The organism is Micromonospora sp. 4G55 (assembly GCF_016803375.1).
The window spans coordinates 1-14,594 of the sequence record NZ_JAEVHN010000016.1 but is presented as its reverse complement, the minus strand read 5'-3'; the positions used below and the strand labels follow the sequence as shown (position 1 = coordinate 14,594).

The window sequence follows — 14,594 nt, the reverse complement described above, 5'->3', positions numbered from 1 at the left end:
GAGCCGGGTCGTACGCTGCGTGCTGTGGAGACGACGGCGAGGTCCGGCGAGCCCGGGGACGCGGCGGTCCGGCCCGGGGAGACGGCGCAGACCCTGGACCGGGGCCTGCGGCTGCTGCACCTGGTGGCCGACGCTCCGGCCGGGCTGACCGTGACCGAGGCGGCGAACCGGTTGGGCATCGGCCGGGCGGCCGTCTACCGGCTGGTCGGGGCGCTGACCGGGCACGGGATGCTGCGCCGGGACGGCGACGGCCGGCTGCGCCTCGGCGCCGGTGTGCTGCACCTGGCCCGTCGGGCCCAGCCCCCTGCTCGCCGAGGGAGCGCTGCCGGCGCTGCGCCGGCTGGCCGAGCAGGCCGGCGCGACCGCGCACCTCACCGTGGTCGAGGGCGGCGAGGGGGTGGCGCTGGCGGTGGTCGAGCCGAGCTGGACGTCGTTCCACGTGGCGTACCGGACGGGTGCCCGACACCCGCTGGAGCGCGGGGCGGCCGGCCTGGCCATCCTCGCCGGCCGGTCGGGAGTGGCCGACCCGGTGAGCACCGTCGGGGAACTTCAACCCGGGGCGTACGGGGTGGCGGCGCCGGTGCTGGGGGTGCCGGGTCTGGAGGCGAGCGTCGGAGTGGTGGCGCTGGCCCCGCTGGACGCCGACACGGTCGGCGCACAGGTGCTCGCCGCCGCCCAGTCGATCGCCGCCGCCCTCTCCTGATTCGCCGACCCTCAGGCCCCTCGACCCATCCGGCCCGCGATCGACTCCGCTTGCGGCGAGTCGCGGTGTCCTGACGCGCCGAACCGCCACACACCGCAAAGCGAGTGGATCAAGGCGCGGCGCTCTAGCAGAGCGGGCCTGTTGGGCGGGCGTTGAGGGACGTGGCAGCCATCACCACAACACCGATGCGGGTTGCGCCAGACGGGCGTCCGGATTGGACGCTTATCCGGCTTTGACCGGCTGGAGGGCGGCCAGCGCGGCCGGGAGCGCGGCCAGGCCGGCGATCTCGGCGTCGGGTCGTACCCCCGGCGGGCAGGGCAGACCGAGCCGGTTGAGCCAGATCCCGCGCAGGCCGGCGCACTGCGGGCCGACCACGTCGTGGGCGGGCGAGTCCCCGACGTACGCGATCTGCTCCGCCGGCACACCCGCGGCCTCGATCACCGCCGCGTAGAACCCGGGGTCGGGCTTCTTCGGCAGGCCGTCGTCGTGCGCGTACCGCTCGAAGGCGAACTCGCCGGCGAGCCCGCAGCGTTCGGCGCGGCTGTTGCCGTTGGTGGCGTAGCCCAGCCGGAACTGGCGGCGCAGCGTGGCCAGCGCGGGCAGCACGTCGGCGTAGGGCCGGGTCAGCGCGAACCGCCGGGCGAAGAAGAGCGCCGCCAGCTCGTCGAGGCGCTCCGCCAGGCCGGCCCGCGCCAGCGAGCGGGCCAGCGCGGCCCGCCGGATCTCCTGCACCGGGGCCGCGCTCATCGCACCGAAGACCGCGCCCCAGTCCGACTCCAGGTCCGCGAACGACACCTCGGCCGCCGCCGGGGTCAGCCGCCGCATTTCTTCCAGTACGGCCGCCAGGCGCCGGTCACCGCCGGGCGCAGGTCGAGCAGGGTCTCGTCGGCGTCGAACACCAGCACGGTCAGCACGGCACCGACCATCTCACGTCAGGGCGGGTTCCTCGGCCGGGGTGTCCGACCGTTCCACCCGGTCGCCGCGCAGCTCGTCGAGGCGGACCAACGCCACCCCGGCGACGATCAGCGCGCCGCCGAGCAACTGCACCACGGTGGGCAGTTCGCCCAGCACCAGCCAGGCGATGAGCACCGCGAACATCACCTCGGTCAGCCCGACGAAGGACGAGAGCCGGGCGCCCAGGATCCGCGTCGCCGCGATGCCGGCCTGGTACGCGATCACCGCGGCGACCAGCGACAGCCCGACGATCGGGACCAGCCAGCTGGTGCGCTGCCCGGCGAACTCCACGTCGCCGAAGGTGGCCCGCAGCGGCAGCACCCCGACCAGCCCGAGCAGGGCGAGGATGGCGGCGCCGATCGCCATGCCGCCGCTGGCCATGGCGACCGACGGCAGCGCGGGGTCGACCCGGGCGGCGAGCACGAAGTAGCCGGCCAGTCCCACCCCGGCCCCGAGCCCCCAGAGCACACCCACCGGGTCGAGGCGGCCGGTGCCGGTCAGGTCGAGCACGAAGGCCAGGCCGGCCAGCGCGGCGACCGAGCCGACGACGGTGAGTCGTCGGGGGCGCTGCCCGTGCACCAGCCACATCCAGGCCACCACCAGGATGATGCCGAGGTACTCCAGCAGCAGGGCCACGCCCACCGGCAGGTAGCGGACGGCGTTGAAGAAGCACGCCTGGGCGGTGGCGACACCGAGCAGGCCGAAGACGCTCACCGGGCCGAGGGTGCGACGCAGCACGGCGCCCTTGCCGCGCAGCGAGAGCACCGCCGGCACCGCCAGCACCAGGGCGGCGATCCCGACCCGGGCGACGACGACCGCCTCGGCCGACCAGCCGGCCTCGATCAGGGAGCGGGCGAAGGTGCCCGAGGTGGCGAAGGTGACGGCTGACAGCAGGGCCAGCCCCAGCCCCGCGCCGGCGGATCGTTCGTGCATCGGGCTCTCCTCGCCGGTAGTTGTCATGACCGAACAACGCCTATGCTGGTGACGCTAACGGCCGACTCTGACAGGAGTCAAGTTGCTCTTTGCCCATGACACCGAATGTGGGTTGATCGCCGCGACCGCCCTGGTGAACACCGACGACCCGGAGGACGAAGGGCTGCCCGACGTCGCGGCGCTGGACCGGTTCGTGGTCGCCCACGGCTGGACCGGCCGGCACGAACACACCGAGGCCGAGCTGCGGGCGGTCCGCGAGCTGCGCCCCCGGCTGCGCCTGATCTGGCACGCCGACGTCGACGAGATCGTCGCGGTCGTCAACGAGTTGCTCCGCGAGTCCCACGCGCTGCCCCAGCTGATTCGGCACGACGACGAGCCGTACCACCTGCACGCGGTGCCCCGGGACGCGCCGCTGGCCACCCGGATGGCGGTCGAGGCCGCGATGGCCCTGGCCGACCTGGTCCGCGCCGGCGAGCTGGGCCGGCTGCGGATCTGCGCCCACCCGGACTGCGAGAACGTGCTGGTCGACCTGTCGAAGAACCGGTCCCGCCGGTTCTGCGAGGCGGGCTGCGGCAACCGGGCCGCGGTCAGCGCGTACCGGGCGCGGAAGGCGGCCACTCGCTCCTGAGCAGCTCGTACTCGACCTCGCCGTGCTCGGTCCCCGGGGCCGGGTCGTCGAAGTGCAGGTGGAAGGTGCGCACGTAGCGCAGGCCGGACTTCGCCATCACCTGCCGGGAGCGGGTGTTGACCGCCATCGTCTCGGCCCAGACGCGCTGGACGTCCAGCTCGGTGAAGGCGTACCGGATCAGCGCCCGGGAGCCCTCGGTGGCCAGGCCGCGCCCCCACGCGCCCCGGCGCAGCCGGTAGCCCAGTTCCGCCTCCTTGCCGTCGTCGGACGGGTCGAGCGCGAACCAGCCCAGGAAGTCGTCGCTCTCCCGGTCCTCCGCCGCCCAACGCCCCAGCCCGGGGTGCTCGTCGTACTGGCGCAGCAGCCGGGGCAACTGCTCGTCGCGCACGGTGGCGCGCGGGGTCGGCCGGCCGCCGGTCAGGAAGCGCATGACCTCCGGGTCGCTGTCCAGCTCGACGAGGTGGTCCACGTCGTCGGGGGTGAACCGGCGCAGCCGCAGCCGCCCGGTCTCCAGCAGCACGTCAGCGGTCATGCCGGGATGATGCCGCGCCCCACGCGCGCCGGTCGACCGATATCCCGCGCCCGCAGGTCGGGCTCAGGGGTGGGTCATGCGGAGGAGGTCGAGCGCCTCGTCGAGCTGGGTCTCGCTGAGCTTGCCGGAGTCCACGTGGCCCCGGGCGATCACCACCTCGCGGATCGAGATCTGCTTGGCCAGCGCCTCCTTGGCGATCGAGGCGGCCTCGTCGTACCCGAGGTGGCGGTTGAGCGGGGTGACGATCGACGGCGACCCCTCCGCGTACGCCAGGCAGACCTCGGCGTCCGCGACCAGGCCGACCACCAGCCGGTCGGCGAAGAGCCGGCTCGACGCGGCCAGCAGCCGGATCGACTCCAGCAGGTTGCGGCCCATCACCGGGAGCATCACGTTCAGCTCGAAGTCGCCCTGGGAGCCGGCGAAGGCGACCGTCGCGTCGTTGCCGATCACCTGCGCGCAGACCTGCCGCATCGCCTCGGCGACCACCGGGTTCACCTTGCCCGGCATGATCGACGAGCCGGGCTGGAGGTCGGGGATGCGCAGCTCGCGCAGGCCGGCGCGGGGGCCGGAGCCCATCCAGCGGATGTCGTTGGCCATCTTGTAGAGCCCGACGGCGACGGTACGCAGTTGCCCGGAGGTCTCCACCAGCGCGTCCCGCGCGCCCTGCGCCTCGAAGTGGTTGCGCGCCTCGGTCAGCGGCAGGCCGGTGGAGGCGCGCAGCCTCTCGATCACCTTCGCGGCGAAGCCGAGCGGGGTGTTGATGCCGGTGCCCACGGCGGTGCCGCCCAGCGGCAGCTCGGCCAGCCGGGGCAGCGCCCCCTCCAGCCGTTCCACGCCGTAGCGGACCTGCGCGGCGTACCCGCCGAACTCCTGCCCGAGGGTGACCGGCGTGGCGTCCATCAGATGGGTACGGCCGGCCTTGACCACCGTCTCGAACTCCGCCGCCTTCTCCTCCAGCGCACCGGCCAGGTGCTTCAACGCGGGCAGCAGGTCCTCGACCACGGCCTGGGTGGCGGCCAGGTGGATGGAGGACGGGAAGACGTCGTTGCTGGACTGCGAGGCGTTGACGTCGTCGTTCGGGTGCACGCCCCGGCCCAGCTCGCGGCTGGCCAGCGTGGCGATCACCTCGTTGGTGTTCATGTTGGACGACGTGCCCGAGCCGGTCTGGAAGACGTCGATCGGGAACTGGTCGTCGTACCCGCCGTCGGCCACGTGCGCGGCGGCGGCGGCGATCGCGGCGGCCACGTCCGCGCCGATCACGCCCAACTCCCCGTTGACCTGCGCGGCGGCGCCCTTAATCTGAGCCAGGGCCTTGATCTGGGCCGGCTCGATGCCGCGCCCCGAGATCGGGAAGTTCTGCACCGCGCGCTGGGTCTGCGCCCGCCACAGCGCCTCGATGGGCACCTCCACCTCGCCCATCGAGTCGCGTTCGATCCGGTAACCCGCTGCCTCTGGAGTCGTCACGCGTACCATCCTGCCGCGCCCACCGCCGACTCGCAGATGATCGCTCAGTCCAGCTCCGCCAGCAGCCGGACGACCTCGTGCTGGTCCGGCGACTCGGCCTGGCGGAACAGCGCCAGCGCCCGCATCCAGTGCGAGCGGGCGGCGGCCGGGTCGCTGGCCCGCAGGCAGTGGGCGATGCCGTCGAGCGCCCGAGCCTGCTCGTAGCGGGCACCCAGCCGGGTGGCGTCGGTGAGCACCCGACGGTGCAGGTCCAGTGCGCTGGACACATCGCCCTGGTCGAGGATCGCCCGGGCCAGCAGGTTACGCGACGCGCACTGGCCGATCCGGTCGCCCGCGTCGGTCATCGCGACGAGGGCCTCCCGGTGCCGGGCGGCGGCCCGATGCGGCGACCCCGCCTCGCGATCCAGCACGCCGGTCTCGTTGAGCAACTCTCCCTCACCGAAGCGGTTCCCCGCCCGGCGCTTGAGTTTCAGACCGGCGCGCAGCAGGCGGCTGGCCGGAGCACGGTCACCCATCCGGTGCCGGATCATTCCCAGGTGCCCGAGGGCGTTGCCGAGGTGCCGAGGATCCCCGGTCTCCCGGGCCACGAGCAGGTGGTTGCGGGCCACCCGCAGCGCGTCCTCGTACCTGCCCCACGAGAGCAGGACCAGCGACAGATTGTTCAGCAGGTTCGCCATCGGGACCGGCTCGCCCGCCTTGCGGGCAAGGATTCCCGAGGCCTCGAAGGTTTCCACGCCGCGCCGGTGCTCCCCATTGGCGGTGTACGCCGAGCCGAGGTTGCCGAGTGCGTTGCGTAGCTCCCGGGACAGCCCGAGCCGGCGGTAGATGCCCACCGCCATCTCCATCTGCCGGACCGCCTCGCCGAACCGTGCCAGCCGGTAGTAGGCCGAGGCGAGGTAGTTCAGCGTCATCGCCACGGCCTCGTCGTCACCGAGTTGCTCCGCGGCGCGCAGGCCGATGGTGTGCGTCTCGATCAGCTCGTCCAGATGACCGCCGTCGAAGTAGGCCTTCCAGCTGGCTCGGGCGAGCTGCCAGCAGTGCCGCAGGAAGCCCTCGGTCTCGGCCAGCCTGACCACCGCCGTCAGCGCCGCCCGGTTCTCGTCGAACCAGGTCCGGCCCTGACCCTCCGTGGCTGCCACCAGGTCGGGTCGGAGGGGCTCCGGCAACCGGGTGAGATGCGCACTGTTCGCCAGCTCGATGCTCCGGGCGATCGCGGCCGCAACCTGCAGGTGATGATCGAGCAGCCGCTGGAGGGCCATCCTCCGTTCCGTCGCCTGCTCCGGACGGGCGAGCAGCAGCCGGGCGTACTCGTGGATCAGGTCGTGCAGCCGGTACCGGCCCGGCTCGACCTCCTCAACCAGGTGCGAGTCGACCAGCTCGTCGAGCAGGTCCTGCGTCTCGGGCAGCGGCAACTCGGCGAGGGCGGCGGCGACCGGTTTGTCGAACCGCACGCCGGGGTGCAGGCCGAGCAGCCGGAACATCCGCTGGGCCGCCGGCGACACCTGGGCGTACGACAGGGCGAACGCCTGCCCCACCGAGCGCTGCCCGGCGGCCAGCTCGGCCAGCGGGCCGCCCCCGGTGACCAGCCGCTCGGCCAGGTCGGCGACCCGCCAGCGGGGCCGGTGCGCCAACCGCGCGCCGGCCAGTCGGATCGCCAGCGGCAGGTACCCGCAGCGGCGCACCACCTCGGCCGCCGCCTGCGGTTCGGCGGCCACCCGCTCCTGGCCGGCCACCCGGCCGAGCAGTTCGATCCCCTCGTCCGGGTCGAGGACCGGCAGGGACGAGGGTCGCCCCTCGTCCAGGCCGACCAGCCGGCGGCGGCTGGTGATCAGCACGAGGCAGTCCGGGCCGGTGGGCAGCAGCGGCGCCACCTGGTCGGCCCCGGCGGCGTTGTCCAGCACCACCAGGGCCCGCCGGCCGGCCAGCTCGCTGCGCCACACCGCGAGCCGGTCGTCCAGGTCCAGCGGGATTCGCTCCGCCGGCACCCCGAGCTGGCGCAGCAGCGTGGCCACCGCCGCGGCGGGCGTCAACGGGCTCCGTTCGCTGTGCCCGTGCAGGTCCACGAAGAGGTGCGCGTCCGGGTAGCGGTCCGCCAGGGCGGCCGCGACGTGCACGGCCAGGGCGGTCTTGCCGCTGCCGGCCATCCCGTCGATCAGCTGGATCCGGGCGCCCTCGGACTCGATCTCCTTCACCAGGCGGGCCATCGTCTGCTGCCGGCCGGTGAAGTCACTGATCGCCCGGGGCAACGACCGGACGGGGGCGACCGGACGGTTGTCCGGCCCGCCCAGCGCCAGGTCGCCGGCGAGCACCCGCTGGTGCAGCTCCTGCAACGCCGCGCCGGGCTCGATGCCCAGCTCCTCGGCGTAGATCCGCCGGCCCTCCCGGTAGACCGCGAGCGCGTCGGCCTGCCGTCCCATCGCGGAGAGGGCGAGCATCAGCTGGCCGCGCAGCCGTTCCCGCAGCGGGTGCCGGTCGACGCTCTCGGCCAGCTCGTCGACCAGGTCGGCGGCCTGCCGCAGCCGCAGCTCGACGTCGACGCACTCCTCCAGGGCGGCGAGCCGCTGCTCGTCGAGGGTCTGTGCCCGCCGGCGCACGGCCCGGCTCCGGATGCCGCTCAACGCCGGGCCGCGCCACAACCCGAGCGCCTGCCGGTAGTGCCGGCGGGCCTCGGCCGGCTGCCCGGCCGCGACCGCGGCGCGGGCGGTCTCGACCGTACGGGCGAAGACCTCGAAGTCCAGGTCGGCCGGTTCGACGCGGACGCCGTAGCCGACCGGGTCGGTGACGATCACGTCGGCCGGGAGGCCGAGCGCGGCGAGCCGCTGGCGCAGCCGCGAGACGCAACTGTGCAGCTGGGCCTTGGCGGTGGCCGGCGGGCGTTCCTCCCAGACCGCGTCGACCAGTTCCTCCACCGGTACCACCCGACCGGCCCGCAGCAGCAGCATGGCGAGCACGACCCGGTCCCGACCCGCGGTGACGGTGGCCTCGCCGCCGCCGACCCGCAGAGGTCCCAGGATCCCGAACCGCATCCGCTCCCCCGCACGCCGTGTGCAACTTCCAGCAGCGTAGCCCGCCTGTGACAGATCGCCCCATCGAGGCGATAGCGATCCGATAGCGGAACGACAGCAGCGGGACCGACACTCGTCTGGGTTGTCGGTGACGGCATCCGACGGGGGCGGTGCGCCCGTCCGGGTGGGATTTCCGGGCGGGCGCACCGATGTCGAGGTACGACCAGACGAGCAGGGGCGCCGGGCCAGTGGCCCGACGCCCCGTTCTCCGTGTCGGAGGGGTCAGCGGCGACCGACGGTCAGCACCGGCTTGGTGACCTCGGCGAAGAAGTCGTTGCCCTTGTCGTCGACCACGATGAACGCCGGGAAGTCCTCGACCTGGATCTTCCAGACCGCCTCCATGCCCAGCTCCGGGTATTCGAGCACCTCGACGTGCTTGATGCAGTCCTGAGCGAGCCGGGCGGCCGGGCCGCCGATCGAGCCGAGGTAGAAGCCGCCGTGCTGCTGGCAGGAGCGGGTGACCTGGGCCGAGCGGTTGCCCTTGGCGAGCATCACCTGGGAGCCGCCGGCGGCCTGGAACTTCTCCACGTAGGCGTCCATCCGGCCGGCGGTGGTCGGGCCGAACGAGCCGGAGGCGTAGCCCTCCGGGGTCTTGGCCGGACCGGCGTAGTAGACGGCGTGGTCGCGCAGGTACTGCGGCATCGGCTCGCCCGCGTCCAGCCGCTCGGCGATCTTCGCGTGGGCGATGTCCCGGGCGACGACCAGCGGACCGGTCAGCGACAGCCGGGTCTTCACCGGGTACTTCGACAGCTCGGCGCGGATCTCGTCCATCGGCCGGTTGAGGTCGACCTTGACGACCATCTCGGCGTCCAGCGTCTCGTCGGTGACGTCGGGCAGGAACCGGGCCGGGTCGGTCTCCAGCCGCTCCAGCCAGACGCCGGACGGAGTGATCTTGGCGACCGCCTGCCGGTCGGCGGAGCAGGAGACGGCGATCGCCACCGGGCAGGAGGCGCCGTGCCGGGGCAGCCGGACGACCCGCACGTCGTGGCAGAAGTATCGGCCGCCGAACTGCGCGCCGATGCCGAAGTTGCGGGTCAGCTCCAGTACCTGCGCCTCCAGCTCCAGGTCGCGGAAGCCGTGCGCGGTCATCGAGCCGGCGGTGGGCAGCGCGTCGAGGTACTTGGCCGAGGCGTACTTGGCGGTCTTCAGGGCGTACTCGGCGGAGGTGCCGCCGATGACGATGGCCAGGTGGTACGGCGGGCAGGCCGCGGTGCCGATGAGCCGCAGCTTCTCCTCCAGGAACTGCATCATCCGCGTCGGATTCAACAGCGCCTTGGTCTCCTGGTAGAGGTAGGACTTGTTGGCCGAGCCGCCGCCCTTGGCCATGAAGAGGAACTTGTACGCGTCCGGGTGCCCGTCCGGGTCCTCGGCGTAGAGCTCCACCTGGGCCGGCAGGTTGCTGCCGGTGTTCCGCTCGTCCCACATGGTCAGCGGGGCGAGCTGCGAGTAGCGCAGGTTGAGCCGGGTGTACGCCTGGTAGACACCGCGCGAGATCGCCTCGGCGTCGGCGCCGTCGGTGAGCACGTGCCGGCCGCGCTTGCCCATCACGATCGCGGTGCCGGTGTCCTGGCACATCGGCAGCACGCCGCCGGCGGCGATGTTGGCGTTGCGCAGCAGGTCGAGCGCGACGAACCGGTCGTTCGGCGAGGCGGCCGGGTCGTCGATGATCGACCGGAGCTGGGCCAGGTGGGCGGGGCGCAGGAAGTGGGCGATGTCGTGCATCGCCTCGGCGGTCAGCGCGGTCAGCGCGGCGGGCTCCACGGTCAGGAACCGGCGGCCACCCGGGCCGTTGACGACATCGACGCCCTCGTCGGTGACCAGGCGGTACTCCGTCTGGTCCGGACCGGTCGGCAGCAAGGGAGCGTACGAGAACGCGGCGGCACTGCTCATGACGGGAAAGCCTAGGGCAGACCGGTCGATCGGTGGCACCCGCCGGGTGCGTCGTGGGATGCCGCTCTCACCCGGGGCGGGCCCGCCGCGCTCAGCCGTCGTTGTCACCCCGGTCGGGGCAGAGTTCCCGCTTCGGCCCACAGTCCGGCTGGTCCCCGGGGCCGCCCCCGGTGGCAGGGCCCTGGGAGTTCCCGGTGTCGGGGTCGGGCACCCCGCCATCGTCCGGCGGCGGCTCGGCGCCGCCACCGCCGAACCGGACGTACCCGATCTCCCGCCCCTCCCCGATGATCATGCCGTTCGGCCCGACCGCCAGCGCGTTGGCGCTGGTCCGCAGCACCACCAGTTCCCGACCGGTCCGCGGGTCGAGCGCGACCAGCCGGTTCGGCTTCTCCTGGGTGACGATCGCCGCGTACGGGGTGAGCGCCGCGCCCGCCCGGTCGCCGGCAGGACGGTTCCAGCGGACCCGGTCGACGCCCAGTTCCCGGCCGACGACGGTGTCCTTGTCGGCGGTGCGGACCAGCGCGTACCGGTCGTCGACGGCGAGCAGCTTCTCGCCCTCCGCGTCGACCAGCAGCAGCCGCCCGTCGTACCCGTCGATGACCGCCTCCCGGCCGTCCGGCGCCACGCCGATCAGCACGTTCCGCGCGCCCTGCGGGTCCTCCCGCTGCACGCAGCCGGCGCTGTCGGCGGTCCGCAGGTTGACCCCGGCCTTGCGCCACGCCTCCTGGCCGGTGGCCGGGTCGCGGGCGGAGATGGCGTACTGGCAGGTGCCGTCCCGGGAGACGGCGCTGATCCGCAGCAGCCGGCCGCCGATCACGGCGAGCCGCTCGTCCCGCCCGGGCTCGACGTTCTGCAACACCCGTCCGGTGGCGGTGTCCACCACGTGCACCCGGCCGTCGACCGGGAAGCCGAGCAGCGGCGGCACCGACTCGGGGCCGGCCACCCCGCCGTCGATCCGGGGCGCGGTGAGCCGGCGGGTGCCGAGCAGGTTGGGGTTGTCGGCGAACAGGCCGGTGCTGACGCCGGGCAGGAACGCCGTCCAGAGTGGCCGGGTGCCGCGCGGGTCCCAGGCGGTCAGGGTGCAGTCGGTCGGCTCGACGCAGTGCGCGTCGAGCAGCATGTTCCGGTACGTCCAGACGGCGACCGCGTCGTCGTCGCGCCGGCGCACCACCCCGGTCGTCGGGTCGAGCAGTTCGTACCCCTTGACCAGGAGCTTGCCCACCGCGACCACCGGGTCCCGGGTTCCGCCGGCCACCGCCGCCCAGTCCGCCTTGCGCTCCCAGAGCTGGGTGCCGGTGGCCAGGCTGCGCGCCTCGACCCGGGTCCGCTGCTCGATCACGACGGTGTCCCCGGCGATGGTCACGCTCTTCGGGGTGCCGCCGATGCGCTGCTGCCAGACCACGTCCGGGTCGGAGATCGGCTGCCGCCGGTCGATCCAGTCCCAGATCGCGGGGAACGGGTTCCAGACCCCGGTGGCGGCGAGCACGACCACGGTGACGAGCCCCAGCAGCAACCAGCCGCGTACGCCAAGGCCCTTCACACCGCACACGGTAGCGACGATCACCGAACTCCCCCGGCCCCGCGCCGGAGTGTCGCCGCCCTTTCTGCGTGCCGGCCCGGGCGCCGGGGCTGCCCGCGCGGGAGCGCGGGGGGTCAGCGGGGCGCGGCGGCGGACCGGACCAGGGGCAGGACGCGGTACGGGATCTGCTCGGCCAGCGCGATGATCGTGGAGGCGCGGCGGATGCCCTCGTAGGAGACGATCTGGTCGATCACCCGCTGCAGGTCGGTGTTGGACCGGGCGACGATCCGGCAGAGCAGGTCGCTGGAGCCGGTGATGGTGTGCGCCTCCAGCACCTCGGGGATGGCCGCCAGGTGGGCGGTGACCGCGTCGTGGCCGTGCCGCTGGCTGATCTCCAGGGTGACGAAGCTGGTCACCCCGAAGCCGATCGCGGCCGGCGAGACGTCCGGCCCGAAGCCGCCGATCACCGCCGCTCGAGCAGCTTGTCCAGCCGGGCCTGGACGTGCCCCGGGCCACCCCGAGCCGGCGGGAACACTCCAGCACCCCGATCCGCGGCTCGTCGGCGAGCAACTGGATCAACCTGGCGTCCAGCTCGTCCAGCTGTACATCCTGTCCAGCGTTCATGTTTCAACACTCTACCGAATGTGCAGGATGACCAGCGGAAACGGCGACGGTTGCCCAGTGCTCCGGGTCACCGCGATCCTCCTGTCAAGAGCATCGGAAACACCGCGGCGGCCCACGAGGCCGGCCGGTACGCAAGGGAGGACACCATGACCCAGGCGATCGACCGACCCCAGTCGACCGAGGAGGTCGACGTCGACGCCCTCGTCGGCGCCGTCGACCACGACATCACCCGGGACCCGTTCCCGGTCAAGGGCCTCGACCACGTGCACTTCCTGGTCGGCAACGCCAAGCAGGCCGCGCACTACTACTCCACCGCCTTCGGCATGACCTGCGTGGCGTACCGGGGGCCGGAGCAGGGCTACCGGGACCACGCCCAGTACGTGCTGACCAGCGGCTCGGCCCGGTTCGTGCTGACCGGCGCGGTCCGCCCGGACGCCGCCGGCGCCGAGCACGTCGCCAAGCACAGCGACGGCGTCTCGGACATCGCGCTGGAGGTGCCGGACGTCGACGCCGCGTACGCGCACGCCACCGCCCAGGGCGCGACCGGCCTGGTCGAGCCGCACGACGTCACCGACGAGCACGGCACCGTGCGGATGGCCGCCATCGCCGCCTACGGCGACACCCGGCACACCCTGGTCGACCGCTCCCGCTACACCGGCCCGTTCCTGCCCGGCTTCGTCGCCCGCGGCCCGATCGTGGACCGCCAGCCGATGATCGACGCCGGTATCCAGCCCAAGCGCTTCTTCCAGGCGGTCGACCACGTGGTCGGCAACGTCGAGCTCGGCCGGATGGACGAGTGGGTCGAGTTCTACAAGCGGGTCATGGGCTTCTCGAACATGGCCGAGTTCATCGGCGACGACATCGCCACCGACTACTCGGCGCTGATGAGCAAGGTCGTCGCCAACGGCACCCGCAAGGTGAAGTTCCCGCTCAACGAGCCGGCGATCGCCCGCAAGAAGTCGCAGATCGACGAGTACCTGGAGTTCTACCAGGGCCCGGGCGCCCAGCACATCGCCGTCGCCACCAACGACATCCTGGCCAGCGTCGACGCGATGCGGGCCGCCGGCGTCGAGTTCCTGGACACCCCGGACTCGTACTACGACGACCCGGAGCTGCGCGCCCGGATCGGCGAGGTCCGGGTGCCGATCGAGGAGCTGAAGTCCCGCAAGATCCTGGTCGACCGGGACGAGGACGGCTACCTGCTCCAGATCTTCACCAAGCCGGTGCAGGACCGCCCGACCGTCTTCTTCGAGCTGATCGAGCGGCACGGCTCGCTCGGCTTCGGCAAGGGCAACTTCAAGGCGCTCTTCGAGGCGATCGAGCGGGAGCAGGAAGCGCGCGGCAACCTGTAACACTGTCGAGCGTGACGCAGCCTCCGACGTACCCGACGCCGCCGGCCGGTGGGCCCTCGCCCACCGCCGGCGGCTTCGCGCCGCCCTCCGGTCCCACCCCCCAGGGGTACGCCGTGCCACCGCAGCCCGGCCCGTACTCCGGGCTGCCGAGCTATCCGGCGGGACCGCCCGGCGCCCCGTTCCGGCCCGGCCTGCCCGGGGTGCCGCTCGCGCCGAACGGCCAGCCGCTGGCCAGCTTCGGCGACCGGCTGCTGGCGGTGCTGATCGACGGGCTGGTGCTGATGGCGGCCTGCATGGTCGTGATCGTGCCCGCCGTGATCGCCTTCTTCGTCTGGGTGACGCCGGACCTGACCGCCACCGCACCCGACGGCACCCTGCAGTCGGACCCGTTCACGGACTTCCTGCTGCCCTTCCTGGCCCTGGAAGCCGCGATCCTCCTGTTCAGCATCGGCATCACCTACCTGTTCCACGTAGAAATGATGTTCAAGACCGGGCAGACGGTCGGCAAGCGCGTGATGAAGCTGCGCGTCGTGCCGATCGACCCGACCCAGACGCTCGACCGCAAGGCCGCGGCGAAGCGGTGGCTCGCGCACCAGGTCGGCGGGTCGTTCATCCCGGGCTTCAGCTACGTCGACGGGCTCTGGCAGCTCTGGGACAAGCCCTGGCAGCAGTGCCTCCACGACAAGTTCGCCCGCACCGTCGTCGTTAAGGTGTCCGGGTGAGCGTTCAACCAGGCTGGTACGTCGACYACCGCGGCCTGGGCTTCGTCGCCAGTCACGAGGGCATGAAACTCCCCCTCTGACCACCCCGCACTCCCCACCTCACCCGCTACGAACCTGATGACCCAAACGAATCACCCCCGCTCCCCCACCTCGTGATCAAGAGACTTGCGTCAGAATCCGCCCTTACGGCGACGCAAACCTCTTGATC

9 protein-coding genes and 3 pseudogenes are annotated in these 14,594 nt (G+C 72.8%); 4 read left to right on the top strand and 8 right to left on the bottom strand.

Annotated features, from left to right (window positions below; translation table 11 throughout):
• Positions 1 to 24 precede the first annotated feature (24 nt).
• Positions 25 to 703, top strand: a pseudogene (locus tag JNW89_RS03070) (IclR family transcriptional regulator).
• Between the two features lie 124 nt (positions 704 to 827).
• On the opposite strand, the pseudogene JNW89_RS03065 reads toward JNW89_RS03070, so the two are convergent.
• Positions 828 to 1,617, bottom strand: a pseudogene (locus tag JNW89_RS03065) (HAD family hydrolase).
• Positions 1,618 to 1,630: 13 nt separating this feature from the next.
• The gene (locus JNW89_RS03060; RefSeq protein WP_238447594.1) at positions 1,631 to 2,590 is read right to left on the bottom strand and encodes a DMT family transporter; all 960 of its coding nucleotides are present in this window, start codon (positions 2,588 to 2,590) and stop codon (positions 1,631 to 1,633) included.
• Between the two features lie 82 nt (positions 2,591 to 2,672).
• Here JNW89_RS03060 and JNW89_RS03055 point away from each other — a divergent pair, with 82 nt between their 5' ends.
• Positions 2,673 to 3,218, top strand: a complete 546-nt coding sequence (locus JNW89_RS03055; RefSeq protein ID WP_238447593.1) for a CGNR zinc finger domain-containing protein — start codon at positions 2,673 to 2,675, stop codon at positions 3,216 to 3,218.
• Here the strand turns inward: JNW89_RS03055 and JNW89_RS03050 are convergent.
• The 6 genes and pseudogenes from JNW89_RS03050 to JNW89_RS03025 form a co-directional block, all read right to left on the bottom strand.
• Positions 3,178 to 3,750, bottom strand: a complete 573-nt coding sequence (locus JNW89_RS03050; protein WP_238447592.1) for a GNAT family N-acetyltransferase — start codon at positions 3,748 to 3,750, stop codon at positions 3,178 to 3,180. The genes JNW89_RS03055 and JNW89_RS03050 overlap by 41 nt on opposite strands.
• Before the next feature lie 63 nt (positions 3,751 to 3,813).
• A complete protein-coding gene (locus JNW89_RS03045) occupies positions 3,814 to 5,223 on the bottom strand; it encodes a class II fumarate hydratase (protein ID WP_238447591.1) in 1,410 nt (469 codons plus the stop codon).
• A gap of 35 nt (positions 5,224 to 5,258) precedes the next feature.
• Positions 5,259 to 8,240 carry an AfsR/SARP family transcriptional regulator gene (locus tag JNW89_RS03040; protein ID WP_238447590.1) on the bottom strand — a complete coding sequence of 994 codons (2,982 nt, stop codon included), beginning with the start codon at positions 8,238 to 8,240 and terminating at the stop codon, positions 5,259 to 5,261.
• A 261-nt stretch (positions 8,241 to 8,501) separates the two neighbouring features.
• A complete protein-coding gene (locus JNW89_RS03035; RefSeq protein ID WP_238447589.1) occupies positions 8,502 to 10,169 on the bottom strand; it encodes a fumarate hydratase in 1,668 nt (555 codons plus the stop codon).
• Positions 10,170 to 10,260: 91 nt separating this feature from the next.
• Positions 10,261 to 11,682 carry a PQQ-binding-like beta-propeller repeat protein gene (locus tag JNW89_RS03030; protein WP_255540335.1) on the bottom strand — a complete coding sequence of 474 codons (1,422 nt, stop codon included), beginning with the start codon at positions 11,680 to 11,682 and terminating at the stop codon, positions 10,261 to 10,263.
• Between the two features lie 152 nt (positions 11,683 to 11,834).
• Positions 11,835 to 12,312 (bottom strand): annotated as a pseudogene (locus tag JNW89_RS03025) (Lrp/AsnC family transcriptional regulator); the annotation flags it as partial.
• A gap of 146 nt (positions 12,313 to 12,458) precedes the next feature.
• On the opposite strand from JNW89_RS03025, the gene hppD reads away from it, so the two are divergent.
• Both hppD and JNW89_RS03015 read left to right on the top strand, forming a co-directional pair.
• Complete coding sequence (gene hppD, locus JNW89_RS03020; RefSeq protein WP_238447588.1) at positions 12,459 to 13,664, top strand: 4-hydroxyphenylpyruvate dioxygenase; 1,206 nt, start codon at positions 12,459 to 12,461, stop codon at positions 13,662 to 13,664.
• A gap of 11 nt (positions 13,665 to 13,675) precedes the next feature.
• Complete coding sequence (locus JNW89_RS03015; protein WP_238447587.1) at positions 13,676 to 14,386, top strand: RDD family protein; 711 nt, start codon at positions 13,676 to 13,678, stop codon at positions 14,384 to 14,386.
• Positions 14,387 to 14,594 lie beyond the last annotated feature (208 nt).

Coding starts and splice junctions, on each gene's coding strand:
- JNW89_RS03060 (WP_238447594.1), bottom strand. CDS start 2,590: ATGCACGAACGATCCGCCGGCGCGGGGCTGGGGCTGGCCCTGCTGTCA.
- JNW89_RS03050 (WP_238447592.1), bottom strand. CDS start 3,750: ATGACCGCTGACGTGCTGCTGGAGACCGGGCGGCTGCGGCTGCGCCGG.
- JNW89_RS03045 (WP_238447591.1), bottom strand. CDS start 5,223: ATGGTACGCGTGACGACTCCAGAGGCAGCGGGTTACCGGATCGAACGC.
- JNW89_RS03040 (WP_238447590.1), bottom strand. CDS start 8,240: ATGCGGTTCGGGATCCTGGGACCTCTGCGGGTCGGCGGCGGCGAGGCC.
- JNW89_RS03035 (WP_238447589.1), bottom strand. CDS start 10,169: ATGAGCAGTGCCGCCGCGTTCTCGTACGCTCCCTTGCTGCCGACCGGT.
- hppD (WP_238447588.1), top strand. CDS start 12,459: ATGACCCAGGCGATCGACCGACCCCAGTCGACCGAGGAGGTCGACGTC.